At 72.5% G+C, this 23149-nt stretch carries 19 protein-coding genes and 1 tRNA gene; 8 read left to right on the top strand and 12 right to left on the bottom strand.

Going from position 1 to position 23149, the window contains the following annotated elements:
• Positions 1-63: 63 nt before the first annotated feature.
• The 3 genes from BM314_RS01445 to BM314_RS31225 are packed head-to-tail and all read left to right on the top strand — an operon-like array spanning position 64 to position 2789.
• Positions 64-1587, top strand: coding sequence for a phytoene desaturase (locus tag BM314_RS01445; protein ID WP_091976571.1), 1524 nt, complete (start codon positions 64-66; stop codon positions 1585-1587).
• Complete coding sequence (locus tag BM314_RS01440; RefSeq protein WP_091976569.1) at positions 1568-2638, top strand: phytoene/squalene synthase family protein; 1071 nt, start codon at positions 1568-1570, stop codon at positions 2636-2638. The genes BM314_RS01445 and BM314_RS01440 overlap by 20 nt, the downstream gene beginning before the upstream one ends.
• Positions 2639-2660: 22 nt before the next feature.
• Positions 2661-2789: a hypothetical protein gene (locus BM314_RS31225; RefSeq protein WP_280141588.1), complete on the top strand. Its 129-nt coding sequence runs from the start codon at positions 2661-2663 to the stop codon at positions 2787-2789.
• A 50-nt stretch (positions 2790-2839) separates the two neighbouring features.
• On the opposite strand, the gene BM314_RS01435 is transcribed toward BM314_RS31225, so the two are convergent.
• Positions 2840-3751, bottom strand: coding sequence for a PhzF family phenazine biosynthesis protein (locus BM314_RS01435; protein WP_091976568.1), 912 nt, complete (start codon positions 3749-3751; stop codon positions 2840-2842).
• A gap of 10 nt (positions 3752-3761) precedes the next feature.
• Positions 3762-4685, bottom strand: a complete 924-nt coding sequence (gene hemC, locus BM314_RS01430) for a hydroxymethylbilane synthase (protein ID WP_020091968.1) — start codon at positions 4683-4685, stop codon at positions 3762-3764.
• Positions 4686-4868: 183 nt separating this feature from the next.
• Between hemC and BM314_RS01425 the strand changes: the two genes are divergently transcribed.
• The 3 genes from BM314_RS01425 to BM314_RS01415 all read left to right on the top strand — a co-directional run bounded on the left by BM314_RS01425 (position 4869) and on the right by BM314_RS01415 (position 7074).
• The gene (locus tag BM314_RS01425) at positions 4869-5789 is read left to right on the top strand and encodes a metallophosphoesterase (RefSeq protein ID WP_091976566.1); all 921 of its coding nucleotides are present in this window, start codon (positions 4869-4871) and stop codon (positions 5787-5789) included.
• Positions 5790-5980: 191 nt separating this feature from the next.
• Complete coding sequence (locus BM314_RS01420) at positions 5981-6535, top strand: tellurite resistance TerB family protein (RefSeq protein WP_091976565.1); 555 nt, start codon at positions 5981-5983, stop codon at positions 6533-6535.
• Between the two features lie 77 nt (positions 6536-6612).
• Positions 6613-7074: an ABC transporter ATPase gene (locus BM314_RS01415; RefSeq protein ID WP_091976563.1), complete on the top strand. Its 462-nt coding sequence runs from the start codon at positions 6613-6615 to the stop codon at positions 7072-7074.
• A 38-nt stretch (positions 7075-7112) separates the two neighbouring features.
• Here BM314_RS01415 and BM314_RS01410 read toward each other — a convergent pair whose 3' ends face one another.
• Together BM314_RS01410 and BM314_RS01405 are read right to left on the bottom strand one after the other, a co-directional pair.
• Positions 7113-8645, bottom strand: a complete 1533-nt coding sequence (locus BM314_RS01410) for an acyl-CoA carboxylase subunit beta (RefSeq protein ID WP_091976561.1) — start codon at positions 8643-8645, stop codon at positions 7113-7115.
• Positions 8646-8802: 157 nt separating this feature from the next.
• Positions 8803-8877, bottom strand: a tRNA-Val gene (locus tag BM314_RS01405).
• A gap of 258 nt (positions 8878-9135) precedes the next feature.
• On the opposite strand from BM314_RS01405, the gene BM314_RS01400 reads away from it, so the two are divergent.
• Positions 9136-9477 (top strand): Rdx family protein, encoded by a 342-nt coding sequence (locus BM314_RS01400; RefSeq protein WP_234082982.1) that lies wholly within the window; start codon positions 9136-9138, stop codon positions 9475-9477.
• A 55-nt stretch (positions 9478-9532) separates the two neighbouring features.
• Positions 9533-11749 (top strand): sensor histidine kinase, encoded by a 2217-nt coding sequence (locus BM314_RS01395; protein ID WP_091976559.1) that lies wholly within the window; start codon positions 9533-9535, stop codon positions 11747-11749.
• 23 nt (positions 11750-11772) lie between these two features.
• On the opposite strand, the gene BM314_RS01390 is transcribed toward BM314_RS01395, so the two are convergent.
• The 8 genes from BM314_RS01390 to BM314_RS01355 are packed head-to-tail and all read right to left on the bottom strand — an operon-like array spanning position 11773 to position 23081.
• Positions 11773-12921 (bottom strand): ABC transporter permease, encoded by a 1149-nt coding sequence (locus tag BM314_RS01390; protein WP_091976558.1) that lies wholly within the window; start codon positions 12919-12921, stop codon positions 11773-11775.
• Positions 12922-12932: 11 nt separating this feature from the next.
• A complete protein-coding gene (locus tag BM314_RS01385; protein WP_020091976.1) occupies positions 12933-13949 on the bottom strand; it encodes an ABC transporter permease in 1017 nt (338 codons plus the stop codon).
• The gene (locus tag BM314_RS01380) at positions 13946-15913 is read right to left on the bottom strand and encodes an ABC transporter substrate-binding protein (protein WP_091976556.1); all 1968 of its coding nucleotides are present in this window, start codon (positions 15911-15913) and stop codon (positions 13946-13948) included. The genes BM314_RS01385 and BM314_RS01380 overlap by 4 nt, the downstream gene beginning before the upstream one ends.
• Positions 15910-16776 (bottom strand): hypothetical protein, encoded by an 867-nt coding sequence (locus tag BM314_RS01375; protein ID WP_056528623.1) that lies wholly within the window; start codon positions 16774-16776, stop codon positions 15910-15912. Before BM314_RS01375 ends, BM314_RS01380 begins: the two co-directional genes overlap by 4 nt.
• The gene (locus tag BM314_RS01370; protein WP_091976554.1) at positions 16776-18617 is read right to left on the bottom strand and encodes an ABC transporter ATP-binding protein; all 1842 of its coding nucleotides are present in this window, start codon (positions 18615-18617) and stop codon (positions 16776-16778) included. The genes BM314_RS01375 and BM314_RS01370 overlap by 1 nt, the downstream gene beginning before the upstream one ends.
• Entirely contained in the window at positions 18614-20566 is a 1953-nt protein-coding gene (locus BM314_RS01365) for a glycosyltransferase (protein ID WP_091976552.1), read from the bottom strand. The genes BM314_RS01370 and BM314_RS01365 overlap by 4 nt, the downstream gene beginning before the upstream one ends.
• Complete coding sequence (locus tag BM314_RS01360; protein ID WP_091976550.1) at positions 20554-21834, bottom strand: glycosyltransferase family 4 protein; 1281 nt, start codon at positions 21832-21834, stop codon at positions 20554-20556. Before BM314_RS01360 ends, BM314_RS01365 begins: the two co-directional genes overlap by 13 nt.
• Positions 21831-23081 carry a glycosyltransferase family protein gene (locus BM314_RS01355; RefSeq protein ID WP_091976549.1) on the bottom strand — a complete coding sequence of 417 codons (1251 nt, stop codon included), beginning with the start codon at positions 23079-23081 and terminating at the stop codon, positions 21831-21833. Before BM314_RS01355 ends, BM314_RS01360 begins: the two co-directional genes overlap by 4 nt.
• Positions 23082-23149 lie beyond the last annotated feature (68 nt).

The following is a 23149-nucleotide window of genomic DNA, read 5'->3' as shown; positions in this document are numbered from 1 at the left end:
CCGCCAGGGACGCACATGATTTCGTCCTTGCGCGGCGGGAAAGGACCGCGATAGTGTCAAGCAATGCTGACACTCGCGGTCGACCATCGGGTTGCGCAAGAGATCGATCGGCGCCCGCACGCCGTCGTGGTCGGCTCGGGCTTCGGCGGCCTCGCCGCGGCGGTCCGGCTGGGCGCGCGCGGCTATCGGGTCACCGTGCTGGAGCGCCTCGCGCAGCCCGGGGGACGGGCCCGCGTCCACCGGCAGGACGGCTTCACCTTCGACGCCGGTCCGACCATCGTCACCGCGCCCCAGCTCTTCGAGGAGTTGTGGCAGCTGGCCGGCCGCAGGCTCGCCGACGACGTGACGCTGGTGCCGATGGATCCGTTCTACCGGATCCGCTTCGCCGACGGCACGTCCTTCGCCTACAGCGGCGACGTGGACCGGATGCGCGCCGAGGTGGCCCGCTTCGCGCCGGACGACGTCGCGGGGTACGAGCGCTTCATGGCGCACAGCCGCGCCGTCTGCCGGATCGGGTTCGAGCAGCTCGGACACGTGCCGTTCGGCAGCGTCGGCGCGATGCTCAAGATCGCGCCCGACCTGCTGCGCCTCTCGGGACACCGCTCGGTGCACGACGTGGTGGCGCGCTTCATCCGCGACGAGCGGCTGCGCACGGTCTTCAGCTTCCATCCGCTCCTGATCGGCGGCAACCCGTTCCGGGCCAGCGCCATCTACTGCCTGATCGCCGACCTCGAGCGGCGCTGGGGCGTTCACTTCGCGATGGGCGGTACGGGACAGCTGGTCGACGGGCTGGTGCGGCTGATCCGGTCGCAGGGCGGCCGCCTGCGCCTCGGCGTCGAGGTCGCGCGCATCCGGGTCGAGGCGGGGGCGGCCACCGGCGTCGACCTGACCGGCGGCGAGACGATCGCGGCCGACGTCGTGGTGTCCAACGCCGATTCGGCCGTGACGCACGCGCGCCTGCTTCCGGAGGCGCAGCGCTGGAGCCCGGGGCGGTTCCAGCGGGCCCGCTCGTCGATGGGACTGTTCGTCTGGTACTTCGGCACCAAGCGGCGCTACCCGGCGGTGGATCACCACACGATCCTGCTCGGGCCCCGATACCGCGGCCTGCTCGCCGACATCTTCGACCGCAAGGTGCTGGCCGAGGACGCGAGCCTCTACCTGCATCGTCCGACCGCCACCGATCCGAGTCTCGCCCCACCGGGATGCGACGCCTTCTACGTGCTGGCCCCGGTGCCGAACCTCGCCGGCGGCCAGGATTGGCAGACCCTCGCCGAACCGTACCGGCGCCGGATCGCCGCCCTGCTCGAGGCGAGCGTGATGCCCGGCCTGTCGGAGGCCATCGTGACCTCGAAGGTGACGACGCCGCTGGATTTCCAGGACGATTTCCTGAGCTACCGGGGCTCCGGATTCGGCCTGGAGCCGGTGCTGACGCAATCGGCCTGGTTCCGTCCGCACAACCGGTCGAGCGCAGTCCGCAACCTCTACCTCGTGGGGGCCGGCACGCATCCGGGGGCCGGCCTCCCCGGGGTGCTGTCCTCCGCCCGCATCCTCGACAGCGTGGTCCCCGATGCCCGCGTTACCGCCTGAATTCGCCGCCGCGGCCGACCGGACCGCCTGCCGGATGGCGATCCGGGCCGGCTCGAAGAGCTTCTTCGCGGCCGGCCAGCTGCTGCCGGCCGACATGCGCGAGGCGGCTTACGGCCTCTACGCCTTCTGCCGGCTGTCCGACGATCTCGTCGACGATGCGGCGAGCCCGGCCGACCGGCGCGGCGCCGTGGCGCGTCTCGAGGCCCGGATCGGCCAGGCCTATGCGGGCCGTCCCGGCGACGCCCCGGCGGACCGCGCCTTCGCGGAGATCGTCGCGGCCCACGCGATTCCGGAAGCGCTGCCGCGCGCGCTGATCGAGGGCTTCGCCTGGGACGCCGAGGGCCGGCGCTACGCCGATCTCGGGGCGCTCCACGCCTACGCTGCCCGGGTCGCGGGCTCGGTCGGGGCGATGATGGCCCTGATCATGGGGACCCGCTGTCCCGACGCGCTGGCCCGCGCCTGCGATCTCGGCGCCGCGATGCAGCTCACCAACATCGCGCGCGACGTCGGCGAGGACGCGCGGATGGGCCGCCTCTACCTGCCGCTGGACTGGATGCGGGAGGCGGGGCTCGATCCGGACGCGTTCCTCGCCGATCCGCGGCCGAGCCCGGCGCTGGCCGGCGTGGTTGCCCGCCTCCTCGCCGAGGCGGACAGCCTCTACGCGCGCGCCGAGGCGGGCATCGCGGTGCTGCCACGCGGCTGCCGGCCCTCGATCCGGGCGGCGGGGCTGATCTACGCCGAGATCGGCCGGGTCGTCGCGGCGCAGGGCTACGATTCGGTCCGCCACCGCGCCCGGGTCACGACGGCGCGGAAGCTCGCCCTGATCGTCCGCGCGATCCGAACGCCCGCGGACGCCGCCGGCCTCGGCGCGGCCCCGCTTCCCGAGACGGCGTTCCTGATCGAGGCCGTGGCGGCCGAGCCGGTCCTGCCGATGCGCGCGCGCCCGGCGCTGCGGCCCTGGTGGGACGTCGGCGGCCGGGTCGTGCACGTCCTCGACCTGATCGAGCGGATGCGCGAGCGCGAGGCGTTCGGCCGCTCCGCACCGTCCTGATCGACGCGGCGGAGGCTCCTCGGTGCGCGACGGGCTGTTCGCCGCCCTCGATATCGGACTCGTCTTCGCCCTGGCGCTGGGTGTCGGGGTCTGGCAGCTCATCGCGGTCCGCCGCAGCATCCGCCGCGACCGGGACGGCAAGGTGGATTGAGGCCACGGTTACCGACGGCGGCCTCCGGGCCGTGACGGCGCGGTGAGCCACTACCCCGCGATCCGGCCGCCCTCATCCGTCGCGGTCACGCGGTCGGCGGATTCGGCGAGCGCGACGTCGCCCTCCAGCAGGCACCCGACCGGGCGGCCGTCCACGAAGCCGAGCCGCACCCGGATCTCGGACAGGCGGCCCATAGCCCGACCCTGCAGGATCCGGATCGGACGGTCGTCCGGCTCGATGAGGCCGTCCTGCAACAGCCCGAAGGCCAGGGCTGCGGCCGCGATGCCCGTGGCGGCGTCCTCGGGATAGCCGGAGGCGCGGGGAAACTGCCGCGCCTCGAACAGCCGGGCCGGGCCGTCCAGCACGGCGTAGGGATAGAGGCCGGTCGACCCGATCCGCGTGCAGGCAGCCTCGACGGCATCGCTGGCGGGCGCGAGGGCGTTCAGCGCCGCCGCGTCGCGCATCGGCACGAGCGTCTTGATCCGGGACGTCACAGCGTTGTGGACCGGCCGCGCAGCGAGGGCGTCGCGCCCGATTCCGAGCGCCGCTTGGGCTGCGGCGCTCTGCTCGTCCGTCAGGGGCCGCACGCGGCCGACCGACTGCGTGATCGCGACGCTCCAAGCATCCGCGCCGCGCGGGCTGACGAACCCCGTTACGGAACCGCTGCCGGTGGCGATGCGGACCGACCCCTCCGGCAGGCGCCCCTCGCGGGCTAGCACCCACAGGACGCCGATCGTGGCGTGGGCGCACATCTCCATCTCGTGGTTCGGCACGAAGAAGCGGAGGTGCAGATCGTGGGCCGGGTCATCGGCCGGCAGCGCGAAGCCCGATTCGTGGCCGTACCGCCGGGCGACGCCCCGCATGGCCTCCGCGTCGAGGGCCCGCGCGTCGGAGACGACGGGACAGGGATTGCCGCCCGTGCCGGCGTGCGTGAAGACGTCGACCACAGTCACGGGCGGCATCGGCCGGCCCTCACTGGAGGTGGCGGGTATAGGTGTCGCCGGCCGCCGCCTTGAGGGCCGCGCCCGCCTCGCGGCCGATCCGCTCCGCCTCCGCGACGGGCCCCTGCCGGGACGCCGCCCAGTGGCGGCTGCCGTCGGGCAGGAAGAGCAGCCCGTCGATCCGCAGAGTGTCCCCGTCGATCTGCGCCAGCGCGGCGATGGGCGTCCGGCAGGACCCGTCGAGTTCCGCGAGCAGCGCCCGCTCGGCCGAGACCGCGATGGTGGTCCGCGCGCAGGCGATGGGCGCCAGGAGGTCGCGGATCGCCGCGTCGTCCGAGCGGCACTCGATGCCCAGGGCGCCCTGCGCCACGGCCGGCAGCATCTCCTCGACCGACAGGACGCTGCGCGCCATGCTCTCCAGGCCGAGGCGCTCCAGGCCCGCGATGGCGAGGAGCGTCGCGTCGCACTCGCCGGCCTCGAGCTTGCGCATCCGGGTGTTGGCGTTGCCCCGCAGCGGGACCACTCGGAGATCGGGCCGCCGCATCAGCACCTGCGCGCCGCGGCGGAGCGACGAGGTCCCGACCCGGGCGCCGGCCGGCAGCCCCGCCAGTCCGTCGGCGTGCGGCGACAGGAACGCGTCCCGCGGGTCGTCGCGCGCGAGGATGCAGGCGATGGTGAGGCCGTCGGGGAGCCAGGTCTCCACGTCCTTCATCGAATGCACGGCGACGTCGACCTCGCCGGCGAACAGGGCCTGTTCCAGCTCCTTGGTGAACAGGCCCTTGCCGCCGATTTCGGACAGGGGCCGGTCCAGGATCTTGTCGGCCACGGTGGTCACGACCACCAGCTCGGTCTCGAGGCCCGGATTGGCCGCCACGATCCGGTCGCGCACCATCCCGGTCTGCGCGAGCGCCATCGGAGAGCCGCGGGTGCCGATGCGCAGGGGGCGGTTCAACATCTGTTCCGGATCGCTTCGCTGGACGAGACACTGCCTTATAGACCGAGCGCGGCGGCAGGCCACATTCCGTCAACCGGTTTCGGGCCAGGGTCTCGCGGCCGTGAAGGCGGGGCGCCCCGCTTTCGCCGGACTGCGCGCCTAGCGGAACCCCGGCGGGTTCTGGAGCCTACAGGTCTTATCGCGATGCTGATCATGCCGAGCCGCCGGCAGTTCCTGACCGGGCTCGGCGTGGGCGCCGGCCTCACCGCCGCGACGGGCGTCTACGCCTTCGACGTCGAGCCGCTGCACCGGCTCGTGGTCACGTCCTACGCGCCGTCCCTGCCGCGCTGGGATCCGGCGCTGCGCCTGCGGGTGGCGGTGCTGGCGGATTTCCACATCTGCGAGCCGTACATGCCGTTCGACCGGGTGTCGGAGATCGTCGCGGCCACCAACGCCCTCGCGCCCGATCTGGTCCTGCTGCTCGGCGACTACCCGGCCGGGCGCATCGCGTGGCGCAAGCTGCCGCTCGACCAGTTCGCCCGGATGATGACCGAGCTGAAGGCGCCCCTGGGCACGCACGCGATCCTCGGCAACCACGATTGGTGGGACGACCACGCCGTCCAGCGGGCCGGCCGCGGCGTTCCGGCGGTCCGGCGCCTGCTGGAGGCGCAGGGCATCCCGGTCCTGGAGAATCAGGCCGTGCGCCTGGTGAAGGACGGGCGGCCGTTCTGGCTGGCCGGGCTCGGCGACCAGCTGCCGTTCCTCAACGCGTGGAGCACGTTCAGCCTGGCCGACCTGCCGCGAACGCTGCGAGCGGTCACGGACTCGGCGCCCGTGATCCTGATGGCCCACGAACCCGACATCTTCGTCTCCGTGCCCGACCGCGTCTCGCTGACCCTCGCCGGCCACACCCATGGCGGCCAGGTCCGGCTGTTCGGCCACGCCCCCGCCATCCGGAAGGTGCGCGGCCACGATTACTCCTACGGCCACATCGTTCAGGACGGCCGCCACATGATCGTCTCGGGCGGTTTCGGGATGAGCCGGATCCCGGTGCGGATGGGCGTCCCGCCGGAGATCGTCCTCCTCGAACTCGGCACGTCGGACGCGTCCGCGACCGCCAGCTGAGCGCGCGAGCGCGTCACGCGGATGCCGACGGTCGCCGCATCGGTGAAGTAGATCCGGGTCGCGCGCAATGGATGTGTCGCCTGCGCGCGCGATCCCGCAAGTCACAGCGGTCATTCGCAGGCATTGACGCGGGTTTGACACACCGAGATGTGCGTGAGAGCGTCCCGCGTCGATTCGATCTGGGGACGTTCATGCCGATCCTGCTCGGCCTCATCGGGATCATCGTCGCGGGACTGTTCTGGATCTTGCGGACGCACGGGACCGTCAAGGGCCTGCAGGAGGTCAACCGGGACACGAAGGGGCTTCAGCGCCGCGCCGTCTCGACCTTCCAGAACCTCGTGGGGACGCCGTTGCAGCGCGTCCGCGACCCGCGCCTGGCGGCGGTGATCCTGATGATCCAGCTGGTCCGGACCGGCAGCCCCCTCACCGCCAGCGAGAAGACGCGGATCCTCGAATACATGGAGCGTCCGCTCGAGGTGGATCGGATCTCGGCCGCCTTCGAGCGGGCCTGGGGCTACACGCAGGCGCGTCTCCCGTTCTCGCAAGTCGCCGACGCCCTGGCGCCGCTGCTGCGAGACGCGCTGACGGTGTCCGAGCGGGGCGAGCTGATCGCGATGCTGACCCAGGTGGCCAGCGCGCATTCCCCGCCCAGCGAGTTGCAGCGCGAGGGCATCGCCCGCCTCAAGCGGCGCCTCCTCGTCGGCGAGGGACCCGTCCTGGTCAGGGGACGAGGCGAATCCGCCTGATCCGCATCGGGGTGGGGCGACGCGCGCCGGAACGCCGCGCCGCTCGCCTTTCCGGACCGCCGCGCTACCTCGCGGGCATGCGCGCGCTCCTGCCTCTCCTCGTCTTCACCGCCCTCTCGGCCGGCGCCGGCCCCGTCCGGGCACAGTCCTGCGACGCGCTGGTCGACAAGGTCACGGCCGAGACGGCGGCCAAGACGGCCGAGCGCCGGAGCGACTACGCGAGCTTCACGGCCGGTCCAGACATGACCCTGACGCTGGCCTGCGGCGGGCCAAACCTGTCCTCTGTAGGCGCGCAGTTTCGCGGCGCGAACCCGCCCGACCACTACTACGACCTGTTCGGGCAGGCCGGGCACGCGGTGACCGGCATCGATGCCGCCGTGATCACCGAGGCCGCGCACCGGGCCCAGGCGACGGCCACGAAGCTCAGGCACAGCAACGTCGATCTCGGCGGGGCCCGGGTCACCTGCTCGGCGATGGTGTCGCCCGACAAGGGTCCGCTGACGCTGTGCGCGGTGATCGAGAACAGCAACCGCAGCTGAGACCGGCGGCGGCGCGGCCGCCGGCCCGTGCGCCCGCCTCAGAGCGGGATGTTGTCGTGCTTCTTCCAGGGCTGCTCCATCTTCTTGGTGCGGAGCATCCCGAGGGCCTTGGCGATCCGGCGGCGGGTCGAGTGCGGCATGATCACCTCGTCGATGTAGCCGCGCTCGGCCGCCACGAAGGGCGAGAGGAACCGGTCCTCGTACTCGCCGGTGCGCGCCGCGATCTTCTCCGGGTCGCCGATCTCGCTGCGGAAGATGATCTCGACCGCGCCCTTCGCGCCCATCACGGCGATCTGCGCCGTCGGCCACGCGTAGTTCACGTCCGCGCCGACGTGCTTCGACGCCATGACGTCGTAGGCGCCGCCGAAAGCCTTGCGGGTGATGATCGTGACCAGCGGCACCGTCGCCTGCGAGTAGGCGAAGAGCAGCTTGGCGCCGTGCTTGATCAGGCCGCCGTATTCCTGCGCCGTGCCCGGCAGGAAGCCCGGCACGTCCACGAAGGTGACGATCGGGATGCCGAAGGCGTCGCAGTAGCGCACGAAGCGCGCGGCTTTCCGCGAGGCGTCCGAATCGAGCACGCCCGCGAGCACCAGCGGCTGGTTGGCCACGAAGCCGACGGTCCGGCCCTCGATCCGGCCGAACCCGGTGATGATGTTGCGCGCGTAGGCGGACTGGATCTCGAAGAAGTCGCCCTCGTCCACCACGTGGCGGATCAGCTCGCCCATGTCGTAGGGCTTGTTCGGGTTGTCGGGGATCAGCGTGTCGAGGGAGGCGTCGATCCGGTTGACGTCGTCGAAGCTCTCCAGCTCCGGCACGCCGTCGATGTTGTTCGCCGGAAGGAAGTCGAGGAGGCGGCGGATCTGGAGGATCGCCTCGACGTCGTTCTCGAAGGACCCGTCGGCGATCGACGACTTGGTGGTGTGGACCTTGGCGCCGCCGAGTTCCTCGGCGGTCACGACCTCGTTGGTGACGGTCTTCACCACGTCGGGGCCGGTCACGAACATGTAGCTCGTGTCGCGAACCATGAAGATGAAGTCGGTCATGGCCGGCGAGTAGACGTCGCCGCCCGCGCAGGGACCCATGATCACCGAGATCTGCGGGATGACGCCCGAGGCCATGACGTTGCGGCGGAACACCTCGCCGTAGCCGCCGAGCGCCGCGACGCCCTCCTGGATGCGCGCGCCGCCGGCGTCGAAGATACCGATGATCGGGGCGCGCATCTTCAGCGCCATGTCCTGAACCTTCACGATCTTCTGGGCATGCGCCTCGGACAGCGAGCCGCCGAACACCGTGAAGTCCTTCGAGAAGAGGAAGACCGTGCGGCCGTTGATCGTGCCCCAGCCGGTCACGACGCCGTCGCCGGGGATCTTCTGCTTCTCCATGCCGAAATCGGTGGAGCGGTGCTGCACGAACATGTCGAACTCCTCGAACGACCCGTGGTCGAGGAGGAGTTCGATGCGCTCGCGCGCCGTCAGCTTGCCGCGCTTGTGCTGGGCCTCGACGCGCTTCTCACCGCCGCCGAGCCGGGCCTGCGCCCGCCGCTCTTCGAGCTTGTCGAGGATGTCCTTCATGGCTGTTCCCGCCCTTCCCCTGCCTGTGACCTGCGACCCGGATCGGGCCGGGTCCAAGCTTATGCGTTCACCGATCGAGCGCCCTTAGCACGCGCTTTTCGGGTGGCAAACCGACGCGGGGAGCCGCGGGATCAGACCTTCGGGGGATAGGGGATGATGGTGGACGGTGCAGGGATCGAACCTGCGACCTTTCCCGTGTGAAGGGAACGCACTACCGCTGTGCTAACCGTCCGTACCGGCGTGCCGCCTGAGCGCACGCCATCGCCGCTCGCCCGTGGGGGCGTCGCGACCCGGTGGCGGGCCTTCTAGAGCGCGGCGGGCCGCGACGTCAAGCGCGGCCGGCGATGTTGGCCGACAGCCGGACGAGCGTTCGAGCAGGCGTCCAGATACGCACCGCACTCGGCTGAGCGCCGCCGTCGCCGGCCCGGGGCACGCCGACGTGCGCGTGCGTGAGGTTGACAAGGGCGCCGGCCCGGTGCGCTGTGCGGGCATGCACGATGGGCCAGCGGGCGCGAAGCCCGGCAGCGACGTGACGGTGGAGGGCGCGGCGAGGCCAGGACGGCCGCGCGTCGCGATCACGTACTGCACCCAATGCAACTGGCTGCTGCGCTCCGCCTGGATGGCGCAGGAACTCCTCTCGACGTTTCGCGATGATCTGGGCGAGGTCGCCCTCGTCCCGGCCACGGGGGGCGCTTTCAACATCCAACTGGACGGGGTGCTCCTGTGGGAACGGGTGCGCGACGGCGGTTTCCCGGACGTGAAGGCGCTGAAGCAGCGCGTGCGCGACCACCTCGACCCGACACGCGATCTCGGTCATATCGACCGGTCATGAGGCGAGGGAACGGCGACGAGCCCGCGTGGCACCGCGGGCCGGGGACGGACCCCGCTTGAGTCCGGACCATCACGCCGAGGGCGCGGGCGTCCCCGCGGTGATTCCCGCGCGCCGTTCCTGGCTGTCGCGGCGGCTGCACCGCTTCGGGCGAAACGGCTTCTCGACCCAGGTCTACCTGATCGCGCTGGTGATCGCGCTGATCGGCCCCGGCCTGCTGTTCACCAGCATCCTGCTGATGCGCTACGCCTCCGCCGAGCGGGCACGGTTCGAGCAGGACGCCCGCGAGAACGTGCGCGGCATCGGCCTGTCCCTGGACCGCGACACCGCCGGTCTCGTGTCGGTGCTGCAGACTCTGGCGACCTCACCGCGGATCCGGCAGGGCGACTTCGAGGCGTTCGACGCCCAGGCGCGCCTCGTCCGCGAATCGATCGACCTGGACGTGCTCCTGCGCCGACCCAACGGGCAGGAGATGGTGAATACCGGCGTGCCGCGCGGCGCGCCGATGCCGGTCGTGACGCTACCCTTCGACCAGGATCTGGCCCGCGGGACGCAGCGCGCCATGGTGAGCGGCTACGTGCCGGGCCCGACGCCGAGCGAGGCCACCTACGCGGTCGGCGTGCCCGTGATGGTCGACGGCGAGGTCGGCTATATCCTGAGCTTCACCGTCCCCCTGTCGCGCCTGCAGGGCATCCTGTCCCGGGAGGTCGTCCCGGGCTGGACGACGGGGATCAGCGACAGGTCGGGCATCGTCCTGGCGCGCCTGCCCGATCCCGAGGCGGTGGTCGGCAAGCAGCGCCTCGCCAGCCTTCGCCAGGTGCAGTCGTCGACGCCCGGGGTCTGGGAAGGCCAGGATCGCCAGCACAAGCCGGTGGTGGTCATCGAGGCGCGCTCGCGGCTCACCGGCTGGATGGTCGCGACCAGCATCCCGCAGGCCCTCGTCGACGCGCGGGTGCGGCGCTGGATCTGGGCCTTCGCGGGCTTCGGCCTGCTGGTGCTGGCCACCTCGTCGCTCCTGGCGGTGAACCTCTGGTCGCGGGTCTCGCGCCCCCTCCGGCTGCTGGCCGCTTCGGGGCCTGCCCTGGCCCGGGGCGAGGCGATCCCGCGCGTGTCGTCGCCGGTCCACGAGATCCAGCGGCTCGGCGTCGTGCTGTCGGAGGCGTCTCTCCGGCTGCGCACCCGGGAGGAGGAGCGCGACCGGGCGCTCGCCGAGACCAAGCGCGGCCTGAGCGCCCTGAGCGAGTCCGAGGCGCGCTTCCGGCACATGGCCGATTCGGCGCCGGCCCTGATCTGGATGACCGACGAGACCGGTGCGGTCAGCTTCGCCAACCTCCATTTCGAGCACCTGTTCGGGCTGCCGGCCGCACGGTTCAACGACGACGGCTGGCACCAGATCGTGCATCCCGACGACCTGGAGAATTTCCGCAGCGCCTTCACGGAGGCGTTCGACGCCCGGATCCCGTTCCGCACGGAGGCGCGGGTGATCGACCGGACGGGCGCGGTGCGCTGGCTCCAGTGCGAGGGCGTGCCGCGGCTCGACGACGCCCAGAACTTCCTGGGCTACACCGGCTGCAACATCGACATCACCGACACGAAGAACGCCGAGGAGCACCTCCTGCTCCTGATCCACGAGTTGAATCACCGGGTGAAGAACACCCTGGCGACGGTGCAGTCGATCGCGGCCCAGTCGCTGCGCGGGCTGGAAGGCGCCGAGGCCGACGCGGCGCGCGCCGCCTTCGAGGCACGGCTCCTCGCCCTGGCGCGGGTCCACGACGTGCTGACCCGGGAGAGCTGGGAGGGAGCGGAACTCTCCGCCGTCGTGGCGGACGCGATCCGGCCGCTGGAGGCCGGCGACGGCCGGGCCTCGCGGTTCCAGGTTCAGGGACCGGCCCTGCGGCTGCCGCCGCGGCTCGCGCTGTCCATCGCCATGGCCCTGCACGAGCTCGGCACGAACGCCGTGAAGTACGGCGCGCTCTCGACCGAGGGCGGCACGGTCGAGATCGCCTGGACGGTGCGGCGCCTGGACGAGATGCAGCTCTCGCTCCGCTGGTCCGAGCGCGGCGGCCCGCCGGTGAAGAAGCCGACGCGGACCGGATTCGGATCACGCCTGATCGAGCGCAGTCTGGCGCGCGAGCTCGCCGGCGAGGTGGTGCTGAGCTACGAGCCGACCGGCGTGGTCTGCACCATCGACGCCCCGGTGCCGCCGCCGGGCCTCCTCGAGCGCAAGGGCGTCGCCGCCCCGACGCGGATCGCGCCGCTGCCGCTCGCCGGGTAGGCACACGGCGCGGCGCGCGCCCGTCAGTGGTACGGATCGGCAGCGTCGCGCAGGCCGTCGCCCATGAAGTTGAAGGCGAGCACCGTCACCAGCACGGGCAGGACCGGCAGCAGCAGCCAGGGGTAGAGCTGCACCGCCGCGAGATTCTGCGCCTCGTTGAGCAGCACGCCCCAGCTGGTCACCGGCGGTCTGAGTCCGAGGCCCAGGAACGACAGGGCGGTCTCGCCGAGGATCATGGTCGGGATCGACAGCGTCGCCGACGCGATCAGGTGGCTCATAAAGTTCGGGATCAGGTGGCGGCCGATCACCCGGGTCGGCGAGGCGCCCATCAGCTCGGCGGCCTGGACGAAATCCTCCTCCCGCAGCGCCAGGAGCTTCCCGCGCACCGCCCGCGCGAGCCCCGGCCAGTCGAGCAGGCCGAGGATCACCGTGATGCCGAAGAAGATCAGCAGCGGGCTCCAGTTCGGCGGCAGCGCCGCCGACAGGGCGAGCCAGAGCGGCAGCTCCGGCAGGGAGCGCACTACCTCGATCAGCCGCTGCACCCCGGCATCGACGACGCCGCCGAAATAGCCCGCGATGCCGCCGAAGAAGAGCCCGAGCGCGAACGAGATGGCGACGCCCACGAGGCCGATGGTGAGGGAGATCCGGGCCCCGTAGATCATGCGCGAGAACAGGTCGCGCCCGAGCTTGTCGGTGCCGAGGAGGAACAGCGTGCCGTTCTCCGGCGGGCAGACGAGGTGCAGGTCGGTGCGGACGAGCCCCAGCCAGTCGTAGCCGTCGCCCCGGCAGAGGAAGCGCAGCGGCTGCGGGGCGGCGGCGTCCACCTTGTAGTCCCGGCGGAACGTGTCGAGGTCGAGATGGGCCCGGTAGGGATAGACGAACGGGCCGACGAAGCGGCCCTCGTGGAACAGGTGCACGCCCTGTGGCGGCGCGTAGAGGAAGTCGCCGTTGCGGCGGGCCTGTCCGTAGGGCGCGAGCTGCTCGACGAACGGCACGGTCGCGTAGAGCGCGAGCAGGATCAGGGCCGAGGCCACGGCGAGGCGGTGGCGCAGGAACTTGCGGAGGATGAGCCGCCACGCGGAGGCCGTGGCGACCGGGCTCTCGGTCCGGGCCTCCGCCTCGAAGGGCGCCGGATCGACGAAGTGTCCGGATGCGGGCAGCGCGTCGGTCATCGCGGGGCGAGTCATCGCAGGCCCATGCGGATGCGCGGATCGAGCCAGACCAGGATCAGGTCCGAGATCAGCATGCCGACGAGGGTGAGGGCCGCGACGAACATCAGGATGAACCCGGCCATGAACTGGTCCTGGCTGCGCAGGGCCTCGAGGAGCAGCGGCCCGACGGTCGGCAGGCTGAGCACCAGGGAGACCAGCACCGACCCCGAGACGAGGTGCGGGAGCAGGTTGCCGATATCCGCGACGAACGGGTTGAGCGACATCCGGAACGGGTATTTCAGCAGCGCCTGCAGGGGCGGCAGACCCTTGGCGCGAGCGGTCACCGTGTAGGGCTTGGCCAGCTCGTCGAGCAGGTTGGCGCGCATGCGCCGGATCATGGCCGCGGTGCCGCCGAGGCCGATCACCAGCGTCGGCACGATCAGGTGCGCCATGAGCGAGCGGACCTTCTCCCAGGTCCAGGGCTGGTTGGTGAGGGCCGAATCGTAGAGGCCGCCGATCGAAAGCCCGAACCACCGGTTGGCGTAGAACAGCAGGATCAGGGCGAGCAGGAAGCCCGGCACCGCGAGGCCGACATAGCCCAGCAGGGTGACGACGGCGTCGCCGAGCGTGTTCCGGTGCGTCGCGGAGTAGATCGCCGCCGGGATCGCCACGAGGTGGACGAACACCACCGCCGTGAGGTTGATCAGCAGGGTCAGCCACAGGGCGTCGCCGACGACGTCCGCCACCGGCTTGTCGTACTCGAACGACCAGCCCCAGTCGCCCTGGAGCAGCCCGGAGAACCCGACCGATCCGGGCAGCACGCCGATCCACATCAGGTACTGCTGCCAGACCGGGCGATCGAGCCCGTACTGCTTGATGAGCAGCTCCGCCTTCGCCACGGAGCTCGCGTCGCCGGTGGCCCGCAGCTCCATGATCCGGTTGGTCAGGTAGTCGCCCGGCGGCAGCTTGATGATCACGAAGACGAGCGCCGAGATGACCAGCAGCGTCACCGCCATCGTGACGACGCGGCGGAGGATCTGGACGATCACCGGGCCTCCGCGCGCTTGTCGGCGCCGGTTTCGGTGCCCTTGTCCCAGAACAGCTCGTCGAGGCGCTGCACGCCGATCATCGCGGTGGGCTCCCAGGAATAGAGGGCGCGCTTCGGGAGGTTGATCAGGCGATCGGCGCCGACCACCGGCTGGAGCGCGCCCGCCACCGTGCCGATCACCCAGGTGTTGTGCGCGTGGTTCATCAGCATCTCGCGCCAGATCGCGGCCTGCCGGCCGGCATCGTCGGTGTGGCGCCACTCCCGGTCGAGCTCGATGAGGCGCTGGACCTCAGGGACGTCGCAGGGCTCGCCGCTCTTGCCGCGGCTCTCGACGTTCATGCTCCACAGCGGCCAGGAATAATGCTCCGGCTGGGCCGGGCTCAGCTCGGTCGGGGGCATGATCGCGGTCGGGACGGCAAGGTCGAGGCCCTGGGCGGCGACCATGACGGTCACGCCCGCGATCGAGCGCCGGTGCAGGTTCGTGCGCTCCTGCGGCTTGGTGATCAGGCGGATCCCGACCTCGCGCCAGAACTCCGTGATGAGCAGCAGCGCGTCGAGGACCATCTCGGCCTCGCCGTCGCTCTCCACCACCAGTTCCAGGGCGCGACCGCCGGGGAGCAGCCGCGTGCCGGAACCGTCGCGGGCCGTCAGCCCGATCTCGTCCAGAAGCTTGGCGGCCCGGGCCGGGTCGTAGGCGGCGTTGAGGGTCCGCATCTCGGGCTCGAACAGCGCGCTCTCCGGCACGATCGTGTCGTTGCCCTCGGTGCCCAGGCCGAACAGGAGCGTGTTGTTCAGGGTGCGCCGATCGATGGCGAGCGACAAGGCGTGCCGGTAACGCACGTCGCGGTTGAGCTGCCGCCACGCCGGATCCGTCGTGGTCAGGTTCGGGTAGAGCGCGATCTCCGAGCCGCGGGCCACTGGCCACAGGTTGGTGCGGTAGCGATGCGCCGCCTCACCCTCCTTGAGGCTCGGGATGTCGGGCATCATCAGCCCGCGGAACATCAGGTCGGCCTCGCCGGCATTGGTCTTGGCGACCAGGAGGCCCTGCGAGGCCACGTCCATCACGATGGAATCGACGTAGGGGAGCTGCGTGCCGGCCGTGTCGACCCGGTGGTAGCTGCGGTTGCGCTCGAACCGGAACCGGGTGGCCGGCGAGCGGGTCCGCGGGACCCAGCCCTGCAGGGTCGGGCAGTCCGGGTTGTTGAGCTCGTAATTGTCGTCGAGGCGATTGTGCAGGGCCGCCCAGCTGCGGAGCTTCAGCGCCTTGGCCTTCGCGTCGGCCGCTTCCTTGCCGACGTAGCGGGCGTGGTACGGCTTGAGATAGTGCGACGGCCGGTAGATCAGTGGGTCGCGCGGCGCCGCCAGGGCCGGCAGGAACATCGGGTTCGGCCGGTCCCAGCTGTAGCGGACGGTGACCGGATCGAGGAATTCCACCTCCGGGAGCTTGCCGTCGACCCGGAAGAAGGCCGCGGGCCCGTCGGGGCTCAGGGCCTTCTCGTTGGCGACATCCTCCCAGTAGTAGCGGAAATCCTCCGCGGTGAACGGGTGCCCGTCCGACCAGCGGTGGCCCTGGCGGAGCGTGAACGTGAAGCGGCCGCCCTCCACGTCGACGCGCTCCAGCACGTCGGGCCGCAGGTTGAGGTCGGCATCGTAGCCGACGAGGCGGGTGTAGCCGTAGACCGACAGGTAGCGGACGTCCCGCGCCTTGGCGATCAGGGTGCGGATCGTGCCGCCCGCGCTGCCGAGGCGGCGTCCGTGGGCGGCGAGGTCGGCCACGTAGGGGGTGGTCGGCGGGCCGGGCGCGTCGGCCGGCGGGGTGTCGGCGAAGGCCCGCGACGGCGCGCGCGACCAGATCAGGCTGGCGCCGAGCCCGGCGAGCAGGGCGCGGCGGGACACGGTGCTGTCGTTCCCGCCCCGCAGCGGGAGAGCGGACGGGGTGCCGTCCTGAATGTCCCAGGCCTTCATGAGCTGCCCCGCAACGTCACGGAGGTGAGCCGGGCGGGCGAGTAGCCGGTCGCCCTGTGCAGGTCGTCGAAGGCGTGGGACCGTGCGATCAGCCCGGCGGCCTGCCGCACCAGGGCGTCGTCGGCCGGCTGCTCGAAATGGCGGCCGTTCCGCGTCCACCGGATCGGCTCCGGGCTGCGCTCGGGCCCGGTGATCATCGCGATGGTCGGGTGCGCGGGGCCGCCATGGGCGTGGATCCGGTGCCCGGCCGCGTCGTCGTCGAACAGCAGCCGGGTCAGACCGCGCGCCCGCGCCTCCACGACCCGCCGGCCCTGGGCGACGTGGTCGTCGAAGAACGCCACCGTCCGCGCCGGGTCGAGCATGGACCAGTCGGCGGTCGACCAATCCGCCGTGCTGTAGCGGGCCTGCCGGTCGCGGTACTGCAGGCCCGACAGGTCCGGATCGTGGCAGAAGATCTGCGCCTGCGGGCGGGCCTGCCGGATCACCCAGGTCGTGAGCCCGCGGAAGACACCCGATTCGATCACGTAGTCGGGCTTCAGCGCCCGCATGGCGACGTAGAGCTGCAGCGCGCCGTTGAAGCCGCTGCCGCCGCGCCGCTGCCGGACGGGGGCGGTGGGTATCAGCGCCCAGAATGCCCGGACCTGCTCCAGGACGTCGCCGTCGGGGACGAGGCCGGCGGCGGCGAGATCGCGTTCCAGGATGGCGGCGGCCGATTCGAGCAGGGTGGCGACTTCGCGCGGCGAGGTCGGCCGGTGGGTCCAGTCGGGGGCGGCCGGGACGAGGTCGTAGCCCAGGCGGTCGAAGAACGGCGACAGCACCTTGCGGCGCAGGCGCTCCAGCATCACGGGCGGCCGGGCCTGCATCACGCGGCCTCCGCGCTGTGGGCGGCGCTGAAGCGCACCCGGTGTCCGGTCTCGACCGGGCGCATCGCCCCGGCCTCGTCGGGGGCCAGGCGGAACGGCTCCTCCCAGCGGGTCGGGTCGTTGCGGTCGGAGGCGACGGCCGCGAAGTCGAGGGGATGGTCCAGGCTCGGGTCGGGCACGGCGGCGAGCAGCGCCCGCGTGTAGGGATGGACGGGCCGGCGGAACAGGGCCGCGCGGGGCGCCTCCTCGACGATGCGGCCCCGGCACATCACGCTGATCGTGTCCGCCATGTAGTCGATCACTGCCAGATTGTGGGAAACGATGAGGTAGGAGAGGCCCAGGGCGGCCTGGAGATCCTTGAGCAGGTTCAGGATCTGCGCCTGGACCGAGACGTCGAGGGCCGAGACCGGCTCGTCGAGCACCAGCAGCCGCGGCTTCGGGGCGAGCGCCCGGGCGATCCCGATGCGCTGCCGCTGCCCGCCCGAGAAGGCGTGCGGGTACCGGCCGAGACCGCTGGGCTCCAGGCCGACCATCGCCATCAGGGCGCGGCAGCGCTCCCGCCGCTCCGCCGCCGGGACGCCGTGGATCTCCATCGGCTCCGACAGGATCTGCCGGACGGTCATGCGCGGATCGAGGGACGCGTAGGGGTCCTGGAACACGAACTGGACCGTGCGGCGATAGGCGAAGAGGGCGTCGCCGCTCAGGCCGTGGACGTCCCGCGGGCCGCTGCCGTCGTCGAACAGGATCCGCCCGGAATCCGGCTGGAGCGCCCGCATGATCATCTTCGAGACCGTGGTCTTGCCCGACCCGGACTCGCCGACGAGCCCCAGCGTCTGGCCCGCCGCCAAACTCAAGGAGACGTCGGACACGGCGTGGACGATCCGCGGCTTCTGCCACAGCCGACCGGCGCGCAGCGTGAAGCTCTTGCTCACCCCCTCCACCTGCAGGATCGGCCCGGCCAGGGGCGCGGGCGCCGGGCCGGGCGGGATCTCGGCCTTGGCCGGGCGGATCGGCGTGAGCCGCTCGCCGGGCGCCATGTCGAAGCGCGGCACCGCGTGGAGGAGCGCGCGGAGATAGGCGTGGCCCGGCGCGCGCATCACCGTGTCGCGCGGGCCCGCCTCGACGAGGCGTCCGCGGTAGAGGACGGCGACGTCGTGGGCGATGTTGGCGACCACGCCGAGGTCGTGGGTGATCAGCAGGATCGCCATCCCGGTCTCCTCCTGGAGCCGGGCCAGCAGGGCGAGGATCTGGGCCTGGGTGGTGACGTCGAGCGCGGTGGTCGGCTCGTCGGCGACGAGGAGGGCGGGTTTCAGGATCAGCGCCATGGCGATCATGGCGCGCTGGCGCAGGCCGCCGGACAGCTCGAACGGGTAGGTCCGCAGGGCGCGGTGCGGGTCCGGGAAGCCGACCCGGGCCAGCGCCCCCTCGGTCCGGGCATCGGCCTCCTTGCGGTCGGCCCCGGTGTGGATGCGCAGCGCCTCGCCGATCTGGTCGCCCACCGTGTGGAGCGGTGACAGGCAGGTCATGGGCTCCTGGAAGATCATGGCGATGCGCTGGCCACGGATCGCCCGCATCGCCTCGCCCTCGGAGGGGAGCCGCGCGATGTCGGCCTCGACCTCGCCGTCCCGGAACAGGATCTGACCGCGGGTGATGGCGGCGGAGGGCGGCAGGATCCGCAGAATCGCCTGGGCGGTCACCGACTTGCCCGAACCGGACTCGCCGACCAGGGCGAGGGTGCGGCCGCGGTGAACGTCGAGGGACAGGCCGTGCAGCGCCTCGAACGGACCGCTCTCCGTGCGGAACGCGACCGCGAGGTCGCGGATGGACAATAGCGGGCTCAACCCGTCCTCGCGATCTGTGAGACCTGAGACTTAGATGCCGCCGGCCCCTTGTCCATCGCGGACGCGCCGAAGTGCGCCCGAACATCCACGACCTGTATCGCCGGGTGCCGCAGGAGGTTGGCCACCAGCGCGCCAACGAAGTCCCAGACGGCCTCGTCGTGGACGCGGTGGTGCGTCAGCAGGCCGAGCGGCCGCTCCGGCGCGCCCGCGATGTCGGCGGCGAGGCCGCGCAGCAGGGCTTCCGGATCGCGCAGGGACCGGCTGCCCCGCCAGTCGATCGGATCGATGGTGGCATCGAGCCGGCGCAAACCCGGGATCGACGGGCCGGGCACGGCCGAGAGGCCGCGATAGCCGAGATCCGGCAGGGCGGCGGCGAGTTCCGGCGCGACGCGGTTCCACGGCGGCACGAAGACAGGCAGCAGCGAGCCTTCCGGCAGACGCTGCCGGGCGATCCGGAGGCCGGCAGCGGCGTCGGCGACCAGGGTGTCGAGCGGGCGGTGCGCGCCGAACTCGGCCCGCTTCTCGCCCGGCGGGGCGTGATTGTGGTGGGCGAGGCCGTGGACGGCGACGGATACACCGGCAGCCGCTTCGAGCCGCCGCGGCAGCGAGGCGTCGATGCCGGCCGGGATCGCGGCGAGGAGCAGCGGGACGCCGTGGTGCTCGGCGAGACCGATGAGGCGGTCGAGGTCCGGACCGCCCGCGACCGCGTCGTCGTCGCGCCAGAACAGCGGCACGCGCAGGCCCCGCGCTGCGACGGCGTCGAGAGCACGGCGGAGAGCGTCGAGGGCCGGCTCGGCCGGCTTAGCCCGGACGGGGCGGGATCGCTCGCCCCCGCGGAGGGATTCGACCAGCGCGACCGTGCGCGCTGCGCCGTCCCGATCGATCCCGGGATCGCCGGGCGCGGGGAGGACGCCCCGCGACGCGATGGCCTGCACCAGGGTCCCGGGCGTCAGCTCCGATTCCGGCAGCACCCGGGCGAGGCCCCGGGCGGCGAGGCGCTCGGCGCGCAGGCGCTGCTCGGTCTCGCCGCCGGCCTCGAAGGGCACGAGGACAGCGGGTGTGCCGGTGGCGAGGAGATCGACGGCCGTGTTGTAGCCGCACTGGCTGACCGACAGGGCGGCGCCGGCCAGGAGCGCGCGATAGTCCGGCTGGGCGCGACCGAGGATGCCGGGCGCGAGACCGTGACCGATCTCGGACAGCTCGGCCTCGGGGACGCCGTGGCCGGCGAGGATCCGCCAGCCGAGATCCGGCCGAAGCCGGGCCGCGCCTGCGGCCGCGCGCAGCAGGACCAGCCCGGCCGGTCCGGATCCGGCGGCGACCACCACGCCGGAGCGGCGCGAGGCCGGCGCGGGCACGGTCCCCTCGTCCACGTAGCCGGTGTAGCGGACCTTCGCGGCGGTGGCCGCGTCGAGGGGCCACGAGGCCTCGAGGGGGATCAGGGCCGGGTCGCCGTGCACCAGCACGGCGTCGTAGAGGTCCGCCACACGCGCGTGCGCCTGGGCGATCCGCTCCGGCTTGGTCGAGGCCACGAGGACGTCGCGCACGGAGGCGAGGACGAGCGGGCGCGGCCGCCGGGCGCGGGCCGCGTCCACCAGGGCGAGGAACTCGGCCGCCAGGGCGCGCCGGCCGAACGGGAACAGCTCGGTGATCACCGCCTCAGGCTCGAAGGCCGCCAGGGTATCGACCATCAGGGCCCGGCGGCGTTCGAGGAGCGCCGGCCCGGCCGGGCGTCCGTCGGAATCCAGCAGCGTCGAGAAGTCCGTGCCGGCGATCCGGAGCGGCGGCAGCTGCACGCGGCGCAACCCGTCCTGTCGGACCATCGGTGCCGGGACGCCGCCCGAGACCAGCATCGTCTCGTGGTCGGCCGCCGCGAAGGCGCGGGCGATGGCGGCCGCGCGGGTGAGGTGCCCCGCGCCGAGCAGATGCGTGACCGCGATCAGGACGCGCACGCGGACAACTCCGATTCGCGGGCGGCCGCGCCCTGCGGCAGACCCGCGGACGCGCGCAGCCGGCCGGCGATCAGCGCGATCGCCGCTTCCGCGGAGAAGTCCTGCACGAGCCGGGCCAGGGCCGCCGCGCCGAGCCGCTGACGGAGGCGCGGATCGCCCGCGAGACGCGACAGGGCCTCGGCCAGCGCCGCCGGCTCGCCGGGCGGCGTCAGGACGCCGTGGACACCGTCGGTGATGAATTCCGGCGTGCCGGCGAAGGCGGTTGCCAGGATCGGCAGCGCCTGGCTCGCGGCCTCCATCAGCACGTTCGGCAGGCCGTCGCGATCGCCGCCGGGGGCGGGCTTCGTCGGCAGGACGAAGAGGTCCGCCGCGCGCATGGCCTCGATCACCGCGGGCTGCGCCAGGGCGCCGCGGAAGCGGACCCGCTCCGCCAGGCCGCAGGCAGCGACCCGGGCCTCCAGGGCTTCGCGCCGCTCGCCACTGCCGATCAGGTCGAGCCGCCAGTGCAGGTGCGCGGGCAGGGCGGCGAGGGCGTCGATGAGATCGTCGTGCCCCTTCTTGGCGACGAGCCGGCCGACACAGAGGAGCCGGAGGGGGCGGTCCGGGTCCGTCCCGTCGCGCGGCTCGCGCGGCGGCGGCGCGTCGGGGAACCGGGCGAGATCGAGCCCGTGATAGGCGAGGAGCGTCCGGCCCGGGGCGAGGCTGTCGAGCCGGGCGAGGCCGTCACGGGTGCAGGTCACGCCCCATTCGGCGTCGCGCAGCTTCTCGGCCAGTTCCCAGTCGGGCGTGGTCCAGATGTCCTTGGCATGCGCCGAGAAGCTCCACCGGCGCCCGGTCAGGAGCGCGGCGTAGCGGGCGACGCTGGCCGGCGTGTGCAGGAAGTGCACGTGGATATGGGCGACCTCGGCCGGCAATTCCCGGGCGAGGACCAAGGCCTGCCCGAGGCGCCGCAGCCGCGACGCCGTCGGATCGCGCCGGAGATCGCGGGCGAACAGCGCCAGGAGCGCGGGCAGGTTCGGCCGCCGGAGCGCGGCGCCGAGGCCTCGGAGCACCCGCAGCGGCGCGTCGCGCAGGTACTCGGGCAGGTAGGCGGCCTCCGCGCGGATCTGCGCGTGCATCGGATGGCGGGCCCGATCGGTCGGGCGCCGGAGGGACCAGATCTCGAGAGCCAGTCCGCACCGTTCCAGCGCCAGCAACTCCTGCGCGATGAAGGTCTCGGAGAGCCGCGGATAGCCCTTCAGCACCACGGCGACCCGTTTGGCGCTCACGAATAGGCCTGCAGGTACGGCCGGGCCGCGACGTCCGCGCCGCCGCGGGCGGTCAGCGCCCGGACGCGGCGCGCGACCGCGTCGAGGCCGTCCAGGAGACCCGGCACCAGAACCCGCGACGGCGGGTCCTGTCCCGGCAGGTCGCGGAGCGCCGCCGCCATGCGCCCGGGCGCCCGGCCTTCCGCCTCCATCAGCACCCGCGCGAGGCCGAGCCGCTCGGCCGCCAGCGCCCGGATCGCCTGTTCCCGCCGCGGCTCGGTCCGGGGCACGAGGATCGCCCGGCGGTCGAAGGACAGGATCTCGCAGAACGTGTTGTAGCCCCCCATTGCGACGACGCCGGCGGCCTTGCGCATCAGGAACTCGATCTCGCTGTCGAAGGTGATGGCCGCGATCCGGTCACCGAGGCGGCGGATGCGCGCCATGAACCCGTCGCGGATGCCGGCATCGAGGAAGGGACCGAAGGCGATGAGCGCGGGCAGGGGGATCGCGGGATCGGCCTCGTAGGCGGCGATCACCCAGTCGATCAGGGCCGCCCCGTCGCCGCCGCCGCCCGGCGTCACCAGGATGAAGGGGCCGTTCGCGATCGGGGGCTCCTCGCGGCCGGCGCGGCGCTCCGGGAGGTCGCGGCGGAGATAGCCGGTGTAGATCAGGCGCCCGTCGATGCGGGCGGCCATCTCGGGCTCCATCGGCAGCGCCGCCAGGGGCTCGTGGATCCGGCTCAGCCCGTACACCCAGATCTCGTCGTAGAAACGCACCATCGTCTCGGCCGCGCCCTTGCGCTCCCATTCGGGGACGAGGCGGTCGGCGTCGTCGAGGACGTCGCGCAGGCCCAGGACGAGGCGGATGTCGCGGGCCGCGGCCTTCTCCAGCACCGGCAGCAACTCGCCGTGGAAGCCGGCCGGTTCCTTGTCGACGATGATCAGGTCGGGCCGAAAGGCGTCGCAGGCCTGGGCGATGATCGCGGAACGCTGCGCGACGGTGCGCGCCAGCGGGGTCGCGCCGTCGAGGCTCGCGTAGCCGCCGTCGGCGAACTTGGTCACCGGCGGCAGCCTGACCGTCCGGACGCCCGCCGCGAAGGCGAAGCGGTCGACCACCGGGGAGCCCGAGACGATCATCGCCCGGGCGCCGCGGTTGCACGCCACGATCGCGTTGGCGATCGCCCGCGAGCGGCGCAGATGGCCGAGCCCGAAGGTGTCGTGGCTGTAGATCAGGACGCGCGGGGCCGGAGACGCCTCGTCCAGTCGCATCGATGTGATCGCCCCGGTTTGACGGCGCGAGGATCGCAGCCGCCGCCCTCTTGCACAAGCCGGGCCGG

Origin of the sequence: Methylobacterium sp. 13MFTsu3.1M2, from assembly GCF_900112625.1 — a bacterium.
Taxonomy (GTDB): domain Bacteria; phylum Pseudomonadota; class Alphaproteobacteria; order Rhizobiales; family Beijerinckiaceae; genus Methylobacterium.
This window is presented reverse-complemented; position numbering and strand designations above follow the sequence as displayed.